The organism is Sulfitobacter sp. LC.270.F.C4, assembly GCF_032922545.1.
GTDB classification, from domain to species: Bacteria; Pseudomonadota; Alphaproteobacteria; order Rhodobacterales; family Rhodobacteraceae; genus Sulfitobacter; species Sulfitobacter profundi.
Genome location: NZ_CP136692.1, coordinates 75,319 through 92,747, shown reverse-complemented (window position 1 = coordinate 92,747; position 17,429 = coordinate 75,319). Strand labels below are relative to the sequence as shown.

Annotated in this window: 18 protein-coding genes and 1 other RNA gene; 9 read left to right on the top strand and 10 right to left on the bottom strand. The window is 63.3% G+C overall.

Translation table 11 applies throughout. From position 1 onward, the window contains the following. Positions 1 to 212: 212 nt before the first annotated feature. A complete protein-coding gene (gene rpsU / locus R1T45_RS04235) occupies positions 213 to 419 on the bottom strand; it encodes a 30S ribosomal protein S21 (RefSeq protein WP_007118112.1) in 207 nt (68 codons plus the stop codon). A 110-nt stretch (positions 420 to 529) separates the two neighbouring features. On the opposite strand from rpsU, the gene R1T45_RS04230 reads away from it, so the two are divergent. From R1T45_RS04230 to R1T45_RS04215, 4 genes are all read left to right on the top strand, one after another. Beyond that, complete coding sequence (locus tag R1T45_RS04230; protein ID WP_317390206.1) at positions 530 to 1,222, top strand: COQ9 family protein; 693 nt, start codon at positions 530 to 532, stop codon at positions 1,220 to 1,222. An 82-nt stretch (positions 1,223 to 1,304) separates the two neighbouring features. Next, entirely contained in the window at positions 1,305 to 2,039 is a 735-nt protein-coding gene (locus R1T45_RS04225) for an energy-coupling factor ABC transporter ATP-binding protein (RefSeq protein ID WP_132443788.1), read from the top strand. Beyond that, the gene (locus R1T45_RS04220) at positions 2,014 to 2,610 is read left to right on the top strand and encodes an energy-coupling factor transporter transmembrane component T (protein WP_120351937.1); all 597 of its coding nucleotides are present in this window, start codon (positions 2,014 to 2,016) and stop codon (positions 2,608 to 2,610) included. Before R1T45_RS04225 ends, R1T45_RS04220 begins: the two co-directional genes overlap by 26 nt. A 62-nt stretch (positions 2,611 to 2,672) precedes the next feature. Continuing rightward, positions 2,673 to 3,218, top strand: a complete 546-nt coding sequence (locus R1T45_RS04215; protein ID WP_067624844.1) for a biotin transporter BioY — start codon at positions 2,673 to 2,675, stop codon at positions 3,216 to 3,218. Between the two features lie 36 nt (positions 3,219 to 3,254). Here R1T45_RS04215 and R1T45_RS04210 read toward each other — a convergent pair whose 3' ends face one another. After that, a complete protein-coding gene (locus R1T45_RS04210) occupies positions 3,255 to 4,361 on the bottom strand; it encodes a thiolase family protein (RefSeq protein ID WP_317390205.1) in 1,107 nt (368 codons plus the stop codon). Beyond that, positions 4,358 to 5,587, bottom strand: a complete 1,230-nt coding sequence (locus R1T45_RS04205; protein WP_317390204.1) for an AMP-binding protein — start codon at positions 5,585 to 5,587, stop codon at positions 4,358 to 4,360. Before R1T45_RS04205 ends, R1T45_RS04210 begins: the two co-directional genes overlap by 4 nt. Before the next feature lie 98 nt (positions 5,588 to 5,685). Here R1T45_RS04205 and R1T45_RS04200 point away from each other — a divergent pair, with 98 nt between their 5' ends. Then, positions 5,686 to 6,696: an NAD(P)H-quinone oxidoreductase gene (locus R1T45_RS04200; protein WP_260010524.1), complete on the top strand. Its 1,011-nt coding sequence runs from the start codon at positions 5,686 to 5,688 to the stop codon at positions 6,694 to 6,696. Between the two features lie 162 nt (positions 6,697 to 6,858). On the opposite strand, the gene R1T45_RS04195 is transcribed toward R1T45_RS04200, so the two are convergent. Continuing rightward, a complete protein-coding gene (locus tag R1T45_RS04195) occupies positions 6,859 to 7,503 on the bottom strand; it encodes a ribonuclease T2 (RefSeq protein ID WP_317390203.1) in 645 nt (214 codons plus the stop codon). 123 nt (positions 7,504 to 7,626) lie between these two features. Between R1T45_RS04195 and R1T45_RS04190 the strand changes: the two genes are divergently transcribed. The 3 genes from R1T45_RS04190 to R1T45_RS04180 all read left to right on the top strand — a co-directional run bounded on the left by R1T45_RS04190 (position 7,627) and on the right by R1T45_RS04180 (position 11,012). Then, the gene (locus tag R1T45_RS04190) at positions 7,627 to 8,406 is read left to right on the top strand and encodes a DUF1013 domain-containing protein (RefSeq protein ID WP_120351932.1); all 780 of its coding nucleotides are present in this window, start codon (positions 7,627 to 7,629) and stop codon (positions 8,404 to 8,406) included. A gap of 119 nt (positions 8,407 to 8,525) precedes the next feature. Next, entirely contained in the window at positions 8,526 to 9,647 is a 1,122-nt protein-coding gene (locus R1T45_RS04185; protein WP_317390202.1) for an endonuclease/exonuclease/phosphatase family protein, read from the top strand. Between the two features lie 186 nt (positions 9,648 to 9,833). Continuing rightward, the gene (locus R1T45_RS04180) at positions 9,834 to 11,012 is read left to right on the top strand and encodes a type III PLP-dependent enzyme (protein ID WP_317390201.1); all 1,179 of its coding nucleotides are present in this window, start codon (positions 9,834 to 9,836) and stop codon (positions 11,010 to 11,012) included. Positions 11,013 to 11,127: 115 nt separating this feature from the next. Here R1T45_RS04180 and recR read toward each other — a convergent pair whose 3' ends face one another. From recR to R1T45_RS04160, 4 genes are all read right to left on the bottom strand, one after another. After that, positions 11,128 to 11,721 carry a recombination mediator RecR gene (recR, locus tag R1T45_RS04175; RefSeq protein WP_132443782.1) on the bottom strand — a complete coding sequence of 198 codons (594 nt, stop codon included), beginning with the start codon at positions 11,719 to 11,721 and terminating at the stop codon, positions 11,128 to 11,130. 51 nt (positions 11,722 to 11,772) lie between these two features. After that, positions 11,773 to 12,117 (bottom strand): YbaB/EbfC family nucleoid-associated protein, encoded by a 345-nt coding sequence (locus R1T45_RS04170; RefSeq protein WP_007118099.1) that lies wholly within the window; start codon positions 12,115 to 12,117, stop codon positions 11,773 to 11,775. 52 nt (positions 12,118 to 12,169) lie between these two features. Continuing rightward, positions 12,170 to 13,927: a DNA polymerase III subunit gamma/tau gene (locus R1T45_RS04165; protein ID WP_317390200.1), complete on the bottom strand. Its 1,758-nt coding sequence runs from the start codon at positions 13,925 to 13,927 to the stop codon at positions 12,170 to 12,172. Positions 13,928 to 14,003: 76 nt separating this feature from the next. After that, complete coding sequence (locus R1T45_RS04160; RefSeq protein ID WP_317390199.1) at positions 14,004 to 14,366, bottom strand: DUF202 domain-containing protein; 363 nt, start codon at positions 14,364 to 14,366, stop codon at positions 14,004 to 14,006. Positions 14,367 to 14,429: 63 nt separating this feature from the next. Here R1T45_RS04160 and R1T45_RS04155 point away from each other — a divergent pair, with 63 nt between their 5' ends. Next, on the top strand, positions 14,430 to 15,263 hold the full coding sequence (locus R1T45_RS04155; RefSeq protein WP_067624885.1) for a neutral zinc metallopeptidase: 834 nt from the start codon (positions 14,430 to 14,432) through the stop codon (positions 15,261 to 15,263). A 171-nt stretch (positions 15,264 to 15,434) separates the two neighbouring features. Here R1T45_RS04155 and ffs read toward each other — a convergent pair. Both ffs and R1T45_RS04145 read right to left on the bottom strand, forming a co-directional pair. Then, positions 15,435 to 15,532, bottom strand: an RNA gene (gene ffs / locus R1T45_RS04150) — signal recognition particle sRNA small type. A 37-nt stretch (positions 15,533 to 15,569) separates the two neighbouring features. Next, complete coding sequence (locus R1T45_RS04145) at positions 15,570 to 17,414, bottom strand: 5'-nucleotidase C-terminal domain-containing protein (protein WP_132443780.1); 1,845 nt, start codon at positions 17,412 to 17,414, stop codon at positions 15,570 to 15,572. Positions 17,415 to 17,429 lie beyond the last annotated feature (15 nt).

Genomic DNA, 17,429 nt, shown 5'->3' with positions numbered 1-17,429 from the left:
ACCGCCCGGACGGGCTGGCGCTTTTGCTGAGGTTCGTGCCGTCCTGAGGTGCTTCCTAAGCCCAGCCACCATAAATTGCCCGATTGCTGAAGTTCCGGGCACCACCCCGCGGTCTGGCGCTGCCCGGCTCTGCACCCAGTACCCCACAAAACAAAACCCCCGCTGCCATCGGCACCGGGGGTTCTATATCTGTTGCGTGTCGCGGGAATGATTTACATCATACCTTCGCGTTGCGCTTTTTTCCGTGCCAGTTTACGGGCACGACGGATCGCTTCAGCTTTCTCGCGCGCTTTTTTCTCGGACGGTTTCTCGAAATGTTGCTTGAGCTTCATTTCACGGAAAACGCCTTCGCGCTGTAGCTTTTTCTTCAGAGCCCGAAGGGCCTGATCGACGTTGTTGTCGCGAACACTAACCTGCATGTGGTTGTCACCACCTTTCTAGGATAAAGTTGCAAGGAATTGCAGGAAATGGGCCTATAACAGCCTATATCTCCTTTGTCCACCCCATCACGCCCCGATAGGAGCCCGCCATGACCCCGCCCAAGGCCGACCCACAGGACCAAATGCTTGATGCCGCACTTTCGCATGTGCCGTTTGATGGCTGGTCGCCCGCGACCTTCAATGCCGCGATCAAAGACAGCGGTCTGGACCCGGCGTTGGCCCGCGCTGTTTGCCCGCGTGGTTCGGTTGATTTGGCCGTGGCCTATCACCGACGCGGGGATGCCAAGATGCTGGAAGGGCTGGCCGAGGCCGATCTAGCAAACCTGCGCTTCCGAGATCGTATTGCCAAGGCCGTGCGCCTACGGCTCGAAGCAGGCGACCGTGAGGCGATCCGGCGGGGCAGCACGCTTTTCGCCCTGCCGCATCACGCGCCCGAAGGGGCGGGCCTGATCTGGGAGACCAGCGATAAAATCTGGACCGCGCTTGGCGATACGTCGGATGATGTGAACTGGTACAGCAAACGTGCCACGTTGTCGGGGGTATATTCTGCCACGCTGCTCTATTGGCTGGGGGATGCCAGCGAGGGGCATCAGGCGACGTGGTCATTTCTGGACCGGCGGATCGACGACGTGATGCAGATCGAAAAGCTCAAGGCCCAAGTGCGCGAAAGCCCGACGCTCAGCCGTCTGATGGCCGGGCCTAACTGGCTTTTGAGCCACATCAAAGCGCCACGGGGGCAGCAGGACCCTGATCTGCCCGGCCGCTGGACGCCGCCGAGCTGACGCAACCTGCGGGCGAACTGCGGGCTTCCCCGCCCGCCCGGCAGGTGGTAGGTCGGGGCACCCGGTTTTATACAGGCCCCCAATGACCAGCCAGACGCTCCCGCTCATTGATATTGAAAAGGTGTGCTACACCCCCGCAGGCACGCCGGTGCTGCGCGACGTGAGCCTCAGGTCAGATGCCTCGCGGATCGGCATCGTGGGGCGCAACGGGTCGGGCAAGACCTCTTTCGCGCGGGTTCTCTCGGGCTTGGTGGCCGCAGATGAGGGGCAGGTGCGGATCGGCGGGATCGACGTGGCCCGCGACCGCCGCCGGGCGATTGGTGCTGTCGGCATCCTGTTTCAAAACCCCGACCATCAGATCATCTTTCCCACCGTGGAGGAGGAAATCGCCTTTGGCCTGCTGCAAATGGGTCAATCCAAGGCCGAAGCGGCGCGGGGCGTGGCCTCAATCCTTGGTCAGTTTGACAAGCGTCATTGGGCACAGGCGTCGATCCATCAGCTCTCACAGGGGCAGCGGCAGTTGGTTTGCCTGATGGCGGTTCTGGCGATGCAACCACGGGTGCTGGTGCTCGACGAACCCTTTGCCGGGCTCGATATTCCGACGCGCCTGCATCTTGAACGGGTCTTGGCCGGGCTCGACTTGACGCTGGTGCACATCACCCACGATCCGGCAGCGGTGGCGGGCTACGATCACATCCTCTGGCTAGAGGGTGGCGAAGTCGCCCAGCAAGGCAGCGCGCGTCCGGTGCTGCGCGCCTTTGAGACACGGATGAAGGAACTGGGGGCGAGCGATGATCTCTCTGACCTCGCCGGTTGAGACCCGCGCCCACGGCTGGCCCGCGGGGGCCAAGCTGGGGGCGCTTTGTGCGGCGACACTGTTGCTATTCGGGGTCGAGGATCTGGTCTGGCAAATCGCCTTTTGTGCCGGGATGTTGCTGCTTTACGCCCTGCCGGGTCGGGCTTTTCTAAAGGGCGGCTTGGGGCGGTTGCGGATGCTCTGGCCCTTTGTGGCGTTGATCCTGCTGTGGCATATACTGACCAGCGATGCAGAGGCCGGCCTTGTCATCGTGCTGCGCATGGTCACGGCGGTGGGGCTGGCCAATCTTGTGACCATGACCACGAAACTCAGCGATATGATGGCGGTGGTGCGCTGGCTTGCCACGCCGCTGCGCCGCTTTGGGGTCCGAACCCGCAGTCTGGAGTTGGCCGTGGCGCTGGTGGTGCGTTTCACGCCGGTGCTGGCGGCCAAAGGGCAGATGCTATCGCTGGCGTGGCGCGCGCGGTCGCGCAGGCGGGCGGGCTGGCGGATCGTGATGCCCTTTACCGTGCTGGCCATCGATGACGCCGAACATGTGGCAGAGGCGCTGCGCGCGCGCGGCGGGCTGTGATTGCTTGACCGGGGCAGAGGGCTGGCCTAGGCATTGGAAACTTTAATTCAAGGACCCTCTCAATGGAACGCAATCTGACAATGATCGCCCTCTTCGCCGCGCTGATTGCGGCATTGGGCCTGATCCCGAAATTCACGCTCGGCTTTGGCGTGCCGATCACGGCGCAGTCGCTGGGCGTCATGCTCTGTGGCACGGTGCTGGGCGCATGGCGCGGTGGTCTTGCCGCACTGCTGTTCGTGGCACTGGTGGCGCTTGGTCTGCCGCTTCTGGCCGGAGGCCGTGGCGGTCTGGGCGTCTTTGCCTCGCCGACCGTTGGTTTCCTCGTTGGCTTCCCGATCGGTGCCTTTGTGACTGGCTTTATCATGGACCAGTGGCGCAACGCGCCTGTGGGTCTGGCTGCCGGGGTTTCGGCCGTCTTGGGCGGCATCCTTGTGGTCTATGCCTTTGGCATCTTCGGCATGATGATGACGCTGAACAAGACGCTGCTTGAGGCGACCCTGCTGGTCCAAGCCTTCATCCCCGGTGACCTGATCAAAGCCGTGCTGGCGGGTTTCATCACCTCCGGTCTGGCCAAGGCGCGTCCCGCAAGCGTGCTGTCGCGCAGCTAAAACGATTGGCCCGCTCCCCCAAAAGGGGGCGGGCCGCTACAGCCGCATCAGCGCGGCAGAGCCGATCCCCCCGGCTGCGGCAATCGCCGCCAATCCGGTGCCCGACCCCCGCGCCACCAATCCATGCCAGAGCCGCACTGCGTTGATCGCACCCGATGCACCAATCGGATGCCCGCGTGCCAAGGCACCCCCGCCGATGTTGACGATCTGCGGCGCGACCCCCGCGCCGGTGGCGCAGGCGATGGCCTGCACGGCATAGGCCTCCATGATCTCGGCGAGGGTCAGGTCGCTGGCGGTTAATCCCGTTTGGCGAAAGACTTCGCCAATCGCCACCAGTGGTGCCAATCCCGGCTCTTCGGGATTGCTGCCCTTGGTTGCGGTGGCGATAAGTTCGATCTTTGGCACGGTGAGCTCAGCCGCCATTCGGTCTGAGACAACGACGCAAAAGGCCGCGGCATCGGCGGCGACGGCGGCATTGGCGGCAGTGATCTCACCGGAAAGCGCCTTGGCCCGGCGGCATAGCGCGGGGGTGAGGCGGCGGGTGAATGTATCGGTTTCGATGCTTGCGAGCGGTACGAGTTCCGCCTTGGGCGCTAGCTGCGCGCGGGCCTTTGTGTGGCTTTCCACCGCCCAGTCATCCTGCGCTTCGCGGGTGATACCCTGCGACCGGGCAAGCGCAGCGGCGGCTTGCGCCATGTCGGGGTCACGCGCGGGCCATGGGGTAAAGGGCGCTTGGGTATAGGGCTCAGGCGGGCGGCCATCGGCGAAGGTGCGGTAGCGCAACGGTTGGCGCGAGTAGCTTTCCGCCCCGCCCGCCACAACGATATCCGCAGCCCCCGCAAGGATCATTTGGCGCGCCAGCGCGAGCGCGTCCAAGCCCCCCGCGCACTGCCGGTCAATGCTCAGGCCCGCGACATGTTCAGGCAGCGCCGCCGCCAAGGCGATGCTGCGCGCGGGGTTGCCGCCGGGGCCAAGGGCGGTGCTGCAGATCACTTCGTCGACCTGCGCAGGGGCCAACCCCGCGCGGGCAAGGGCGGCGGAAAGAACCGGCGCGGCAAGATCGGGCAGAGTCAGATGCGCCAAGGCGCCGCCGCGCGGGGCGACCGGGCTGCGGCAGGCAGAAACGATGTAGGCGCGGGTCATGCTTGGCCCTCCAACCCGTCGGCGAGGGCGCGAAGGTCGACCTTGCCCGAAGGCAGCAGCGGCAATTCGGAGCGGAAATAGACGCGACGGGGGGCGGCCAGTGGGCCGAGTGCTGCGCGACAATGGGCGATGATTTCCTCAGGGCGCGCCGCCTCTGCGGTGCCTTCGACAACTGCAATCAGATGTTGCCCCCGCAGCGCATCGTCACGGGGCAGAACCGCGCAGGGCAGACCAGTATGCGCGGCGATCACGGCCTCCACCGCTTCGGGGAAGACCAGTTGATCGGCAATCTGCACCATGCGCTGCCGCCGCCCTCTGATCCACAGCTGTCCTTTGTCATCCAGTTCGCCCATCTCGCCCACGGTCACGAAACCATCCTGCCTGCGGGTCTCGGTGCTGCGGCCCTGTGCGTAGCCATCGAAAAGGTACGGGCTGCGCACCCAGATTTCGCCCACGTCCGAGGTGGGTTGCCCCGCCGCATCCAAAAGCCGCAGCTCGACGCCGGGATAAGGGCGGCCAACCGATCCTTCGGGCGTGGCGGCATCGGCCAGCGTGATAAAGCTCGTTTCTGCCGCGCCGTAAAACACATGCACCGCCGCATGGGGGCAAAGCCGCCCGGTCGCCGCCCGCGTCGCCGCATCAAGCGCGCCGCCGCCACAAAGCACCAGCCTCAGCGAGGGCAGCGGGGCGGCGGCCCCACGGGCCAGCAGCCGTAATTGCGTCGGCGTGGCATAGAGGATCGTCGCCCCCGATGTGGCAATCTGCGACGCTTGCTGGCGGGGGGGCTGATCGGCCAGAACATGCGCGTCGAGGCCAAGGTGCAGCGCCTCCAATACCGCATAGAGCGACAGGGAGTGGCTGAGCCGCCCCAACACGGCAACGCTGTCGCGGCGGGTTAGGGCAAAGCGATCGGCGTTCACGTCAAAGCTAGCGATCCAAGAGGCTTGGCTGCGGCGCACGGCCTTGGGTTGGCCCGACGCGCCCCCGGTGAGGGTGAGGAACGCGCCGGGCGGGCAGGCGATGTCATCGGGCAGGGGGCGGTCGCCGAGGCAAAAGGGGGCCTGCTGGCTGATCGCTGTGGTAAGGGCCGTCAGCGCGTCGAAGGTCGGGGTTGCGGGTAGGGCGCGGAAGCTGTCGCGCTGGCCTTCGGGCGCGCGGGGCACTTCCGATTGTCCCGCGAAAAGCCGCGCGTCCTGATGCCATCTGAAACTGCCTTGCGCGCGCATCCGCCTTCTCCCACTTCCGCCGGGTTTCAAATTCCGGGTGCACGCCCCGGGGCCGCCCGTTAGGCTGCGGCAAAACCAGACCCGAGGATACTTCAGACATGACAGAGACCATGCGTGCAATCGAAATCACCGAACCCGGCGGTCCGGACGTTCTTCAGGGCACCACCCGCCCGCGGCCCCAACCGAAACATGGGCAGGTCATCATCAAGGTCGCCTATGCCGGGGTGAATCGCCCCGATGCCCTGCAACGCGCGGGCAAATATGCGCCGCCGCCCACCGCCAGCGATCTGCCGGGGCTGGAGGCCTCGGGCGAGGTGGTCGAGGTCGGCCCCGGCGTGACGACACTGGCACCGGGGGATCTGGTTTGCGCCCTGCTGCCCGGCGGTGGCTATGCCGAATATGTGGCCACCCCCGCCGCGCATTGCCTGCCGATCCCCGAAGGCATGGGGCTGAAAGAAGCGGCCTGCCTTCCCGAGACGTTCTTTACCGTCTGGTCCAACCTCTTCATGCGGGGCGGGCTTAAGGCTGGGGAGAAAGTGCTGATCCACGGTGGCTCTTCCGGCATCGGCACGACGGCGATCCAGCTGGCCCGTATCTTGGGCGCGCGGGTGTTTGTGACCGCGGGGACGGATAGCAAATGCACAGCCTGCATGAAGCTGGGTGCCGAAGTGGCGATCAACTACCGGGATACGGATTTCGTTGACGTGCTGCAGGCCGAGGGCGGCGCGGATGTGATCCTTGATATGGTTGGGGGCAGCTATATCAACCGCAACCTGAAGGCTTTGGCCGAAGATGGCAGGCTGGTGCAGATCGCTTTCCTGCAGGGCGCCAAACAGGAGGTGAACTTTGTCACGCTGATGACCCGCCGCCTGACCATGACCGGATCGACCCTGCGCCCGCAAAGCGATCTGGCCAAGGCGCGGATTGCAGAGGAGCTTTTACAAAACGTCTGGCCCCTGTTGGAGCAGGGCCGCGTCGCCCCGGTGATGGACAGCACCTATGACCTGTCCGAGGCGAATGACGCGCACCGTCGGATGGAGGCCAGCGGCCATATCGGCAAGATCGTTCTAAAGGTCGGTGGCGCGCTGGACTCCGAGGCAGACCAATAAAATTTGAATCAGTAACGAATTGTTAACCAGTAATTCGTTTACTGATAGCACGGGTGGCCGGGACGCCAGCCACCCGTGTTGGAGAGAGAGCCGAAAGGCATTGAATGCGGGGGAGGAAATTACGCCTCTCCCGTTTTCGCCCAGATACCCGCCCCGATGGGTTTAGCGCAAAGGGGTGAACAGGGCGTTATCAAGCGTACAGTCCCGCCGAACGTCCGGCTCGCAGGGGATGAACTCAAGACTGCGAGACAGACAGATGCGCGCCTCTTGGATGTGGCCTTGCTTGCAGGTGATGGTGATCCCCTGTGCGGTCAGGTCGGGGTTCGCTTTGAGGAATGCCTCCTCTACCACGGAGGCGGGCAGGGAAACGGCGCGGTCGAGCTTGCGAAAGACCTCGGGGCGGTTGATGCGGGCGTAGGCCTCTCGCGAGAGGGCGAAATAATCCGCCGAGTCCAGCCCGCTGCAGGAGCCGTGTTTCTTCCATTGATGCCATGCCAAGCCCCCGGTGCCCATGATATCGGCCATCGCCCCGGTCTGTGCGCGGCTGGGCGGGCGCTGGCCGCTTTGGCAATAGGACGGATACCCGCGCGTGAACTGGGGCCAGAGCCCATGCAGGGTCCAGCCGTGATCTTTATCCGCATCGCACTGCGGAGAGCGGCGCGCGTCCCCGGTTAATTCGCACCAATTGGGCGACCATGACAGAGACATGACGTAGTAGTCGAATTCGCCCGAACGCTCCCCCTCGGCCAGCGTAACGGTGGGGGCAAGCAGCCCGAGGATCAGCAGACAGGCGCGCAGTGGCCGCATTGGGTCTTCCCTTATGATGTTTGAGACAGTATACAGCCGCCAACTTCCCCGACAATGAAGACCGTTCTGCCAAGCAGGACAGCCTTTCAGGCGACGGGAAAATTGCGTTTTTAGGAGAGTGACATGGCAAAACCGATTATGGCCAAAGCCACCGCCGTCTGGCTCGTGGACAACACCACCATCAGCTTCAAGCAGATCGCTGATTTCGTCGGCATGCATGAATTGGAAGTGCAGGGCATCGCCGATGGCGACGTGGCGCAGGGCGTGAAGGGTTTTGATCCGGTTGCCAACAACCAGCTCACTCAAGAAGAGATCGACGCGGCGCAGGACAATCCGCTGCACAAGCTGAAGCTCAAGTTCAACGCCGCTGCCGAAGGTGAAGAGAAACGCCGTGGCCCGCGTTACACGCCGCTCAGCAAACGCCAGGACCGTCCGGCGTCGATCTTGTGGCTGGTCAAGTTTCACCCTGAGCTTAGCGATGGTCAGGTCAGCAAATTGGTTGGCACCACCAAACCGACAATCCAAGCGATTCGTGAGCGCACGCACTGGAACATCGCCAATATCCAGCCGATCGACCCGGTTGCCCTTGGCCTGTGCAAACAGTCCGAGCTTGACGCCGCCGTGCAAAAGGCCGCCGCGAAAAAGGCCGCTGCGGGCGAAGTGATGAACGACGACGAGCGCCGCAAGCTGGTGTCGACCGAGCAGAGCCTCGGCATGGACAACGAGCCCAAAATCCCCACGGCCATCGAAGGTCTGGAGACCTTCACCCTCTCCGGCAACAGCACGGACGACGAAGAGGAAGATGATCATTCCAAGGGCGATTACTCCGACGCCGACAGCTTCTTCTCGCTGCCAGAGAGCACCGATGAAGACGACGAGGATGAAGACAAGGCCAAGGGCTAAGCCCCTTCAGGGCGGTGTGGCGGAAGGAACTTTCGCCACAAGGATGTGTTAAAGTGACAGGGCGTCGGATTCTTCGGCGCCCTGTTTTTCTTTGTTAAAAAGGCGCTTTGCGCCGGGGGATGGATTTGGAAACGGCATTGGACTGGATGATCTGGGGGCTGGCAGGGCTGCTGATACTGTGCAGCCTACTGCCGCTGAGTAAGCTGCCTTTTGGGGCGATCCGGGGGCTGGCCTTTCCACGTGAGCAATTCCTTGGTCTGGCGCTGCTGCTGGCCGCCGCCTTCGCGCTGGTCCAAGGGCCGACAACGACTTACGGCATGATTGGCATCGCACTCATGCTGGGCGTGGCAGCGCTTCAGGCGATTTATATCACCAAGTTCACCCCAATTTGGCGCAAGCAATCTCTCGCCGCCTCGCCCGAGCTGCGCCGCGAGACGGACCGCCATTTCAGTCTGCTGGCCGCTAACGTCAAGAAGTCCAACCGGGACTATGGCAAGCTTATCGCCCTCGTTGAGGCGCGGGTGCCGGATATCTTCATGGCCATCGAAGTGGATCAGGATTGGATTGATGCGCTGGATGCCGGGCTGGGTAAGAACTACGAGCACCGCATCGACGTGCCGCTCGACAATGGCTACGGCCTTTGCGTGATGTCGAAACTGTCGCTGTCGGAGGTTGAGGTGCGGGAGTTGGTGACGCGCGACGTGCCGTCGATCCGCGCCCGGGTGCATTTGCCGATGGGGGAGGATTTCCGCCTCTATGTCGTGCACCCCGAACCGCCTGTGATCGAACATGATACCAAAGGGCGCGACAGCGAAATCGCGTTGGTCGGGATTGAGGCCGAGAAAGATCCGCTGCCCGCCGTGGTGTCGGGCGATCTGAACGATGTGGCTTGGTCCACGACGACGCGGCGGTTCCAGCGGCTCTCTGCTCTGTTGGACCCGCGCGTGGGGCGCGGCATGTATAACACCTTTAGCGCGACGATGCCGTGGATGCGCTGGCCGCTCGATCACCTGTTCCACGACCCGCAGTTCCGCCTGCTTGAGATGGACCGGCTTGATAAGATCGGCTCGGATCACTTCCCCATGTGGTTTGTCTTGGCGCTGGCCCAGACCGAAGCCGCCGAAAGTGATCCCGAAGAAACCGATCGAGAAGAGGAGCAGGAGACCAGAGATATGATCAAAGAAGAACGCGAAAGAGACCGCGACCCCATCGGCAGTGACTGGGAAGACGAGGAAAACTAACAATCTGCATTTCGGGTAATTTTACCCCTTGTACGAATCCTAAAACGGCGTATTTGGCGCATTACAGACGCCAACGCACGCGCCTCTGGCCGGTCAGTTCCTACTCTGACTGACCCGCGTTTATGTAGCGACGGTAACGTCTCTTGAAACGACACGCGGGGAACCAGCCCCACCTGCTCTTTGGAGATGACCATGAACGCTACAGTCCCCGGTGCCCTGCGCGCCGCATCCAATTCATTTGCCGATCCGGCCGCTGCCTATATTGCCGCCAACAGCTTTGACAAGCCGACGCTTGTCATCAGCCGCGAGCGTGTGGCCGCGCAATATGATGCGCTGCATAGCGGTCTGGGCGAGGCGCATATCCACTACGCGGTGAAGGCGAACCCGGCGCCGGAAATCATCCGTCTGCTGGTCAAAAAAGGCTCTGGCTTTGACGCGGCATCGCGTGCCGAGATTGAACTTTGCCTCAGCCAAGGTGCGAAGCCTGAGAACATCTCTTTCGGCAATACCATCAAACGCGCCTCCGACATTGCCTTCGCTCATTCCGCTGGGGTGACCCTGTTCGCTGCCGACAGCGAAGCCGAGCTCGACAAGATCGCCGCCCACGCACCGGGCGCGCGGGTCTACCTGCGCTTGATCGTCGAGAACTCCATGGCAGACTGGCCGCTTAGCCGCAAATTCGGCTGTGCCGGTTCCGCGCTGCCTGCGCTGTTGAACCACGCGGTTGCCGTGGGCCTCGTGCCCTTCGGTCTGTCCTTCCACGTCGGCTCGCAGACCCGCAAGGCGGAGTTCTGGAACCCGGTGTTGGATCAGGTCGCGCCGCTGTGGCATGCTGCCCGTGCGGATGGCCATGACCTGAAACTGCTGAACCTCGGCGGTGGCTTCCCAGCCTTTTACGGCGAAAGCATCGAAGCGCCCCGCGCCTATGCTGCCGCTGTGATGCGCGCCGTCAAAGCCCGCTTTGGCGACGTGCCGCAAGTGATGGCAGAGCCGGGCCGTGGTCTGGTGGCCGAGGCCGGTCACATCGCTGCCGAAGTCATGCTGGTGAGCCGTAAATCCGCGGACGATCTGCACCGCTGGGTCTATCTGGATATCGGGCGCTTCTCGGGGCTGGCCGAAACTGAAGGCGAAGCGATTCGCTATCAAATCGTCACCTCGCATGACGGCGAAGAGACCGGACCCTGCGTTCTGGCTGGCCCGTCTTGCGATTCGGCGGACATCCTTTACGAAAAACGACCGATTCATCTGCCTTTATCTCTCCGCGATGGCGATAAAGTGATGATTCGCGCTTGCGGAGCCTACACAAGTTCCTACAGTTCGGTTGGGTTCAATGGATTTCCGCCGCTTGATGTGATCGTGCTCTGAAAGCACGATCTGCGTCGCCACGGAAAAGGGCCGTCTGCTTTGGGAGGAGCGGGCGGCCCGCTTTGATTTTGATCTTTAATTCTGGGCTTTGAGGCGGTTTTGATTCCGGTGAGACCTAAAGCGCCTTACGCGCCTGCATCGCAGCGGTGATCGTCCCGTCGTCGAGGTAATCAAGTTCCCCGCCAATCGGCACCCCTTGGGCGAGGGAGGTGAGCCGCACCCGATCCTCCAACTGATCCGCGATGTAATGAGCCGTGGTCTGCCCGTCGATCGTGGCGTTGAGCGCGAGGATCACCTCTGTCACGCTTTCAGTATCGATCCGGTCGACCAACCGCGGAATGCGCAATTCCTGCGGGCCGATGGCATCCAGCGCCGAGAGCGTCCCGCCCAGCACATGATAGCGGCCCTTGAACACGCCGGACCGTTCCATCGCCCAAAGGTCGGCCACGTCTTCGACCACGCAAAGCTCGCCATTGGCACGTTTTTCGGAGGTGCAGATGTCGCAGACATCAGCGGTGCCCACGTTGCCGCAGTTCAGGCATTCGCGCGCCGTGGCGGCGACGGTCTGCATCAAGTCGGACAGGGGGGTGAGCAACAGCGCGCGTTTGCGGATCAGGTGCAGCACCGCGCGCCGGGCCGAGCGGGGGCCAAGGCCGGGCAATTTCGCCATCAGCTCAATCAGGGCGTCAATGTCGCGGGTAGAGCTCAAGAATGGCACCTGTGGGAAGAGGGAGGGGAGGGGCGTTTCCGCCCCAACCGTTTAGAAGGGCAGTTTCATACCTGCGGGCAGGCCCATGCCTTCGGTCAGCTTGCTCATTTCAGCCTGCGCACGCTCGGAAGCTTTGCTCTGGGCGTCTTTGATGGCGGCGAGGATCAGGTCTTCGACGACTTCTTTTTCGTCTTTGTTAAAGATCGACGGGTCGATATCGAGACCCTTCAACTCACCCTTGGCGCTACAGGTCGCTTTGACGAGGCCCGCACCGGATTCACCCTCAACGGTGATGTTGTGCATCTCCTCTTGCAGTTCGGCCATCTTGCCCTGCATTTCCTGAGCTTTCTTCATCATCCCGGCCATATCGCCGAGGCCGCCTAATCCCTTGAGCATCTGGGGTCTCCTTGTTGTGTTGTCGTTTATATGTGGCGTGAGGTGGGGGGTATCAACCGTCCTCGAACGGATCCCATTCGTCTTCGACCTCTGGCAGCGCCTCTGCCGTGGCGGCGGCGGCGATGTCTTCGGGGGTGCGGATCGCGGTGATGCGGGCCTTGGGGAACTGTGCCAACACGGCCTGCATCATCGGATGTTCTTGGGCCTGTTTCTTGAGCGCCAGTTCGCGCGCATCACGGATTTGCGCGATGGTTTCGGCACCGCCCTCGTTGACCAGCGACACCGCCCAGCGATTGCCGGTCCAGAGTTGCAGCTTTTGCCCCAGCCGTTGCGCCAGATCGCGCGGGGCGTCGTCGGTGGGGACGAATTCGATGCGGCCGGGCTGATAGGCGGCCAGTTGCAGGCAGGTTTCGACCTCGACCAGCAGTTTCACATCGCGGTTCACGCGGATCAGCTCAACCACATGTTCGAATGTCGGGAAGCGGGCCAGCGCGGCGTTCAGGTCTTGCGCCAAGGCGGTGCTCTGCCCCTGCGGGCCGGGGTTCGACGCCATGCGCTGCTGGGCGTGTTGCACGGCCTGCGCGCCGGTGCTGCCTTGGGGCGCGCCATTGCCGCCGCCACCACCGACGGGGCCGGGGGCCGGGGGTGGCGTGCTGTTTTGCAGCTTGCGCACCAGTTCTTCGGGCGAGGGCAGATCGGCCACATGGGTCAGGCGGATCACGGCCATTTCGGCGGCCATCATCGCGTTGGGGGCGGCGGCGACTTCGTCCAGCGCCTTGAGCAGCATCTGCCACAGCCGCGTCAGCACGCGCATCGGCAGGGTCTCGGCCATTTGCTGGCCACGGGTGCGTTCTTCGGGGGCGATTGTGGGGTCTTCGGCGGCATCAGGCGTGATCTTCACGACCGACACCCAATGGGTGATCTCGGCCAGATCGCGCAGCACCGCCATCGGGTCTGCCCCATCGGCGTATTGGCCGCTGAGTTCCGTTAGCGCCGCTGCCGCATCGCCGCGCAGCACCATGTCGAATAGGTCCAGCACCCTGCCTCGGTCCGCCAGGCCCAGCATTGCGCGCACCTGTTCGGCGCCCGTCTCGCCCGCGCCGTGGCTGATCGCTTGATCCAACAGCGAGGTCGCGTCGCGGGCCGAGCCTTCGGCGGCGCGGGTGATGAGCGCCAGCGCGTCGTCGGTGATCTCGGCAGTCTCTGCCGTCGCTATCTTGCGCAGCAGGGCGATCATCACTTCGGGCTCAATCCGGCGCAGATCAAAGCGTTGGCAGCGCGACAGCACCGTCACCGGCACCTTGCGGATCTCGGTGGTGGCAAAGATGAATTTGACGTGTTCGGGCGGCTCTTCCAGCGTCTTCAGCAGCGCGTTGAACGCACCGGTCGAGAGCATGTGCACTTCGTCGATGATGTAGACTTTGTAGCGGGCCGAGGCGGCGCGGTAATGCACCGAATCAATGATCTCGCGGATGTTGGCAACGCCGGTGTTCGACGCGGCGTCCATCTCCATCACATCAACGTGGCGGCCTTCCATGATCGCGGTGCAGTGTTCGCAGACGCCGCAAGGATCAGTCGTCGGCCCGCCGTTGCCGTCTGGCCCGATGCAGTTCATCCCCTTGGCGATGATCCGCGCGGTGGTCGTCTTGCCGGTGCCGCGGATGCCCGTCATCACAAAGGCCTGCGCGATCCGGTCGGCGGCAAAAGCGTTCTTGAGCGTGCGCACCATGGCGTCTTGGCCGACAAGATCGGCAAAGGTTTCGGGCCGGTATTTGCGGGCCAGAACGCGGTAGGCGGATGTATCTGTCATGGTGCCCCAGATCGGATTCGGTCAAGGCCGTAAACTAGGCGCTCCGCGCCGTGGCGTCTACCGTGCTTGCGGGGGCTCAGAGCATCCAGAGAATCGCGCCGACGCCGGTTGAGGCAACCGCAAGGATGGCGGCCAGAATTTTCATGCGACTGTTGGGCTGGGCGTTGGCGTGATGGTCGCTCAGTCGCTTTTGGGTTTTCGCCGCCGACGCCTGTGCCGCCCAATAGACATAGAGCGCGGCTATGATGAAGACCGAGGCCACAGCCTTGGCCACCCATGTCGGCTCAAACTCACCAAAGACGGCACGCAGACCAATCGCCACGGCCACACAGGCCATGCCGGTACGCATCCAGCCTGCAAAGGTGCGCTCATTGGCCAGAATCGTGCGGTCTTCGGCCCAATCGGTGCGGTCTTCGGCTAGGTCATTCTTATCACTCATTGAACCAAACTGCGCCTTGCGCGTTCATGTGGCAATAAACTTTGACATAGCGGGGGACGGTAAATGCGTTTGCGGGGAATTGGGCGGAGCAAGAATGTCATTCGCCGTAGCGGAGGGGCCGGTAAGGCGGGCGGACTTGGTTTGGTGGGCGTTTTGGCGGTTATGGCCATTGGATATTTCACCGGCATCGACGTGACCCCGCTATTGACCGGCCAAGGCGGCGGTCAGGTCCAGCAGTCCCGCCCGCTGAGCGACAGCGAAGACCCTCAAGTCGATTTCGCCGCCCGCGTGCTGACCACGACAGAACAGGTCTGGAGCCGGATTTTCCAAGAGCAATTGGGGGAAACCTATACGCCGCCCAAGCTTGTCGTTTTCGAAAACGTCACCCAAAGCGCCTGTGGCGGTGCCTCCGGCGCAACCGGCCCCTTTTACTGCCCGGCGGATAACATGGCCTATCTCGACACCGCCTTTTTCCGCACGCTGGACCAGCGCCTTGGTGCAGAGGGCGATTTCGCGGCAGCCTATGTGATCGCACATGAGGTCGCCCACCATGTGCAGAATGAGATCGGCGTCTTGCCGCAGGTGGCTCGGATGCGGCAGCAGTCCTCTCAGGTTGAGGCGAATGCCCTGACCGTGCGGCTTGAGCTGATGGCCGATTGTTTTTCGGGGATCTGGGCGTCGAACGTCGAAGGGTTGATGGAAAAGGGCGATCTTCAGGAAGCCTTGAATGCGGCGCGGATGATCGGGGATGACCATTTGCAACGGCAGGCCGGTCAGGTGCCTCAGCCGCATACCTTTACCCACGGTACGTCAGAGCAACGCGCGCGTTGGTTCGAACGGGGCTTTGAGAGCGGCGAGATCGCGGCCTGTGATACATTTGAGGCGGATCGGCTGTAAGATGATGTGGGCGGCGCCCTCCCTAGGGGGCGATGCCCGTGGTGCCCGCAGGCGGGGCATGTCGGCGGGCCGGTTATCTCTCAACCGCGACAATTTCTTTGGAGAATCTACCCCTTTCATCGTTCCTGCGGAGCGACTGCCGGGGCGTCGCATTGCTGCACAATGCGACGATGGTGAGAGGCTGATAACGACCCAAGCGGGGCTCGTTACGGCTGCTTCCTTCCGGATCTGACCGGGTTGGCGAGGCGCTTGCCCGCACCAACCTCTCAAGGCCCATATAGGAGGGGGAGGATCGAAGTGCAAGCCTCACAAGCGGATCCAGATCTGGGCAAAGCCCGATGCCGTTATTCCGCGGGGATCGGGCGACAGATGCGCGATATCATTAAGAAAGGGCAGCGCGCCCGGTGAGGTATAGTGGACCGCTTGCGCTCCGGTCGCATCGAAGTGCCATGGGTGAGCGCTGGACCATGGGTGGTCTGGGCTCGGCGCGAGGGCGGCGATCAGCGCCTCGGTCAGGGGCAGGGGGCTGCGCAGGGCGACATTTGCAATGGGTGCACGGTCAAATCCGCCGCCGCCCGCTGCGCGAAACTGGTTGGTTGCCAATAGAAACCGTTGGTCCGGCTCGACAGGACCCCCCTGCCACGACAGCGCCGTGATGCGCGCCCCACGGGGGCGGTGGGGGTCGATTGCATAGGTCACGCCGTAGATCGTATCGCAGTGAAAAGGCGGGCGGCAGGGATCGAGAAGCGGACCTGTCGCACTGCCAAGCGGGGCGAAAACCTCGGCCGCTTTTTCCAGCCGTCGCCGGAGGTCAGCCCCCGTGATACGCAGCGCCCAGACCGCGTTTTGATAAGGAACCAGCCCGGCGATATGGCGGCGCTGCACCGCACCGGGGGGGATGTGCAAAAAATGCTCGGGCCCGCCACGCCCGCCCGCCGTATGTGCCGCCGTGGCCGCGAGGATGGGCAATGCGCTGTCCGCCGTGCCCGCCACGCCTATGCGTATCACCTCGGCCTGCGCACGGGCGGTCAGCGCGTCGATGGGGGTGGGCATGGCAAGGGCAAAGTAGTTGTGCAGCGCCGTCCCGGTGTGGCCGACCACCTCTTCCAGATGCTTGCGGGTGCCAATGTGGCTGATCCGCGCGGCACTGAGCACCACGGGGTCGGCCAGCGTTTGCGCGCTGTTGTCGCGCAGGTGGCTGTGATGCTGCGACACCCGCCAGCCCCCCCGTGCGTCCCGTTCAAGGGCCAAATCCAGCACCGCCAAATCGGACCCGCCAAACCCCGGCATTGCCGCCGGTCGGTTGGACAGGGTGCCTGCCTGCGTGTCGACCCCCTTGCGCGGGCCGTGGTCCGCGCCGGGAAACCGAAGGTGGGTGTGGCCGGTGATTACGGCGTCGATCCCTTCGATCTGAGCCAAGGCGCAGATGTCTTCTTCGGCGGCGATCTCTCCTTTTTGGGGGATGCCCATATGGGCCAGCAGCACGGTCAGGTCGGCCCCCTCTGCCCGCAGCGTCAGGGCGGCGCTGCGCAGGCTTTCGAGGGGGCTGACGATCTCAGCCGCGTCTTCCAAGACCTCGCGGTTCCAAATCGCCGTGCGGCCCGGCAGAACGGAAAGCAGGCCAACCTGCAGCGTAGAGGAGGGATGCCCCCCAACAGCGGGCAGCAGGCATGACACAACGGCCCAGCGGCGCAGGGGGCCGGGATCGGTCAGATGCAGATTGGTTGAGATCAGCGGCATATCAATCGCGCCCGCCACGGCGCGCAGATAGGGCAGACCATGATCAAGGTCGTGATTGCCCAAGCCCAAGCCATCATATCGCAGATGGTTTACACAGGCGACAAGCGGATGCGTGGGGGTGACCGGCATCTGGGCGAGTTGGTCGCCCAAGGCATTGCCCTGCAACAGATCACCATTGTCGAGCAAGAGACAGGCCGCGCCCTGTTCAGCGGCCTCTTGCCGGGCGGCGCGGATCAGCGTGGCAACCCCGGCCAGCCCATGGTGCCCCACCGAACGGTCGCCCACATAATCATGGCCCACGATCTGCATGTGCAAATCAGTCGTGGCCAATATGCGCAGACGTGCCCCGACCGGGGTGCCCCCCTCGGGGGGAACGACACCGGCCGTGACATATGTGCTGCGCTTGTTCACCGTAAAGGGAATTAC

What these genes read in the sequence shown, in the direction of transcription:
- R1T45_RS04160 (WP_317390199.1), bottom strand. Translation starts at nt 14,366, where the DNA reads ATGAGTGATAAGAATGACCTAGCCGAAGACCGCACCGATTGGGCCGAA.
- R1T45_RS04205 (WP_317390204.1), bottom strand. Translation starts at nt 5,587, where the DNA reads ATGCGCGCGCAAGGCAGTTTCAGATGGCATCAGGACGCGCGGCTTTTC.
- R1T45_RS04210 (WP_317390205.1), bottom strand. Translation starts at nt 4,361, where the DNA reads ATGACCCGCGCCTACATCGTTTCTGCCTGCCGCAGCCCGGTCGCCCCG.
- R1T45_RS04180 (WP_317390201.1), top strand. Translation starts at nt 9,834, where the DNA reads ATGACCATGAACGCTACAGTCCCCGGTGCCCTGCGCGCCGCATCCAAT.
- R1T45_RS04220 (WP_120351937.1), top strand. Translation starts at nt 2,014, where the DNA reads ATGATCTCTCTGACCTCGCCGGTTGAGACCCGCGCCCACGGCTGGCCC.
- rpsU (WP_007118112.1), bottom strand. Translation starts at nt 419, where the DNA reads ATGCAGGTTAGTGTTCGCGACAACAACGTCGATCAGGCCCTTCGGGCT.
- R1T45_RS04200 (WP_260010524.1), top strand. Translation starts at nt 5,686, where the DNA reads ATGACAGAGACCATGCGTGCAATCGAAATCACCGAACCCGGCGGTCCG.
- R1T45_RS04215 (WP_067624844.1), top strand. Translation starts at nt 2,673, where the DNA reads ATGGAACGCAATCTGACAATGATCGCCCTCTTCGCCGCGCTGATTGCG.
- R1T45_RS04155 (WP_067624885.1), top strand. Translation starts at nt 14,430, where the DNA reads ATGCGTTTGCGGGGAATTGGGCGGAGCAAGAATGTCATTCGCCGTAGC.
- R1T45_RS04225 (WP_132443788.1), top strand. Translation starts at nt 1,305, where the DNA reads ATGACCAGCCAGACGCTCCCGCTCATTGATATTGAAAAGGTGTGCTAC.
- R1T45_RS04230 (WP_317390206.1), top strand. Translation starts at nt 530, where the DNA reads ATGACCCCGCCCAAGGCCGACCCACAGGACCAAATGCTTGATGCCGCA.
- R1T45_RS04190 (WP_120351932.1), top strand. Translation starts at nt 7,627, where the DNA reads ATGGCAAAACCGATTATGGCCAAAGCCACCGCCGTCTGGCTCGTGGAC.
- R1T45_RS04195 (WP_317390203.1), bottom strand. Translation starts at nt 7,503, where the DNA reads ATGCGGCCACTGCGCGCCTGTCTGCTGATCCTCGGGCTGCTTGCCCCC.
- R1T45_RS04185 (WP_317390202.1), top strand. Translation starts at nt 8,526, where the DNA reads ATGGATTTGGAAACGGCATTGGACTGGATGATCTGGGGGCTGGCAGGG.
- R1T45_RS04170 (WP_007118099.1), bottom strand. Translation starts at nt 12,117, where the DNA reads ATGCTCAAGGGATTAGGCGGCCTCGGCGATATGGCCGGGATGATGAAG.
- R1T45_RS04165 (WP_317390200.1), bottom strand. Translation starts at nt 13,927, where the DNA reads ATGACAGATACATCCGCCTACCGCGTTCTGGCCCGCAAATACCGGCCC.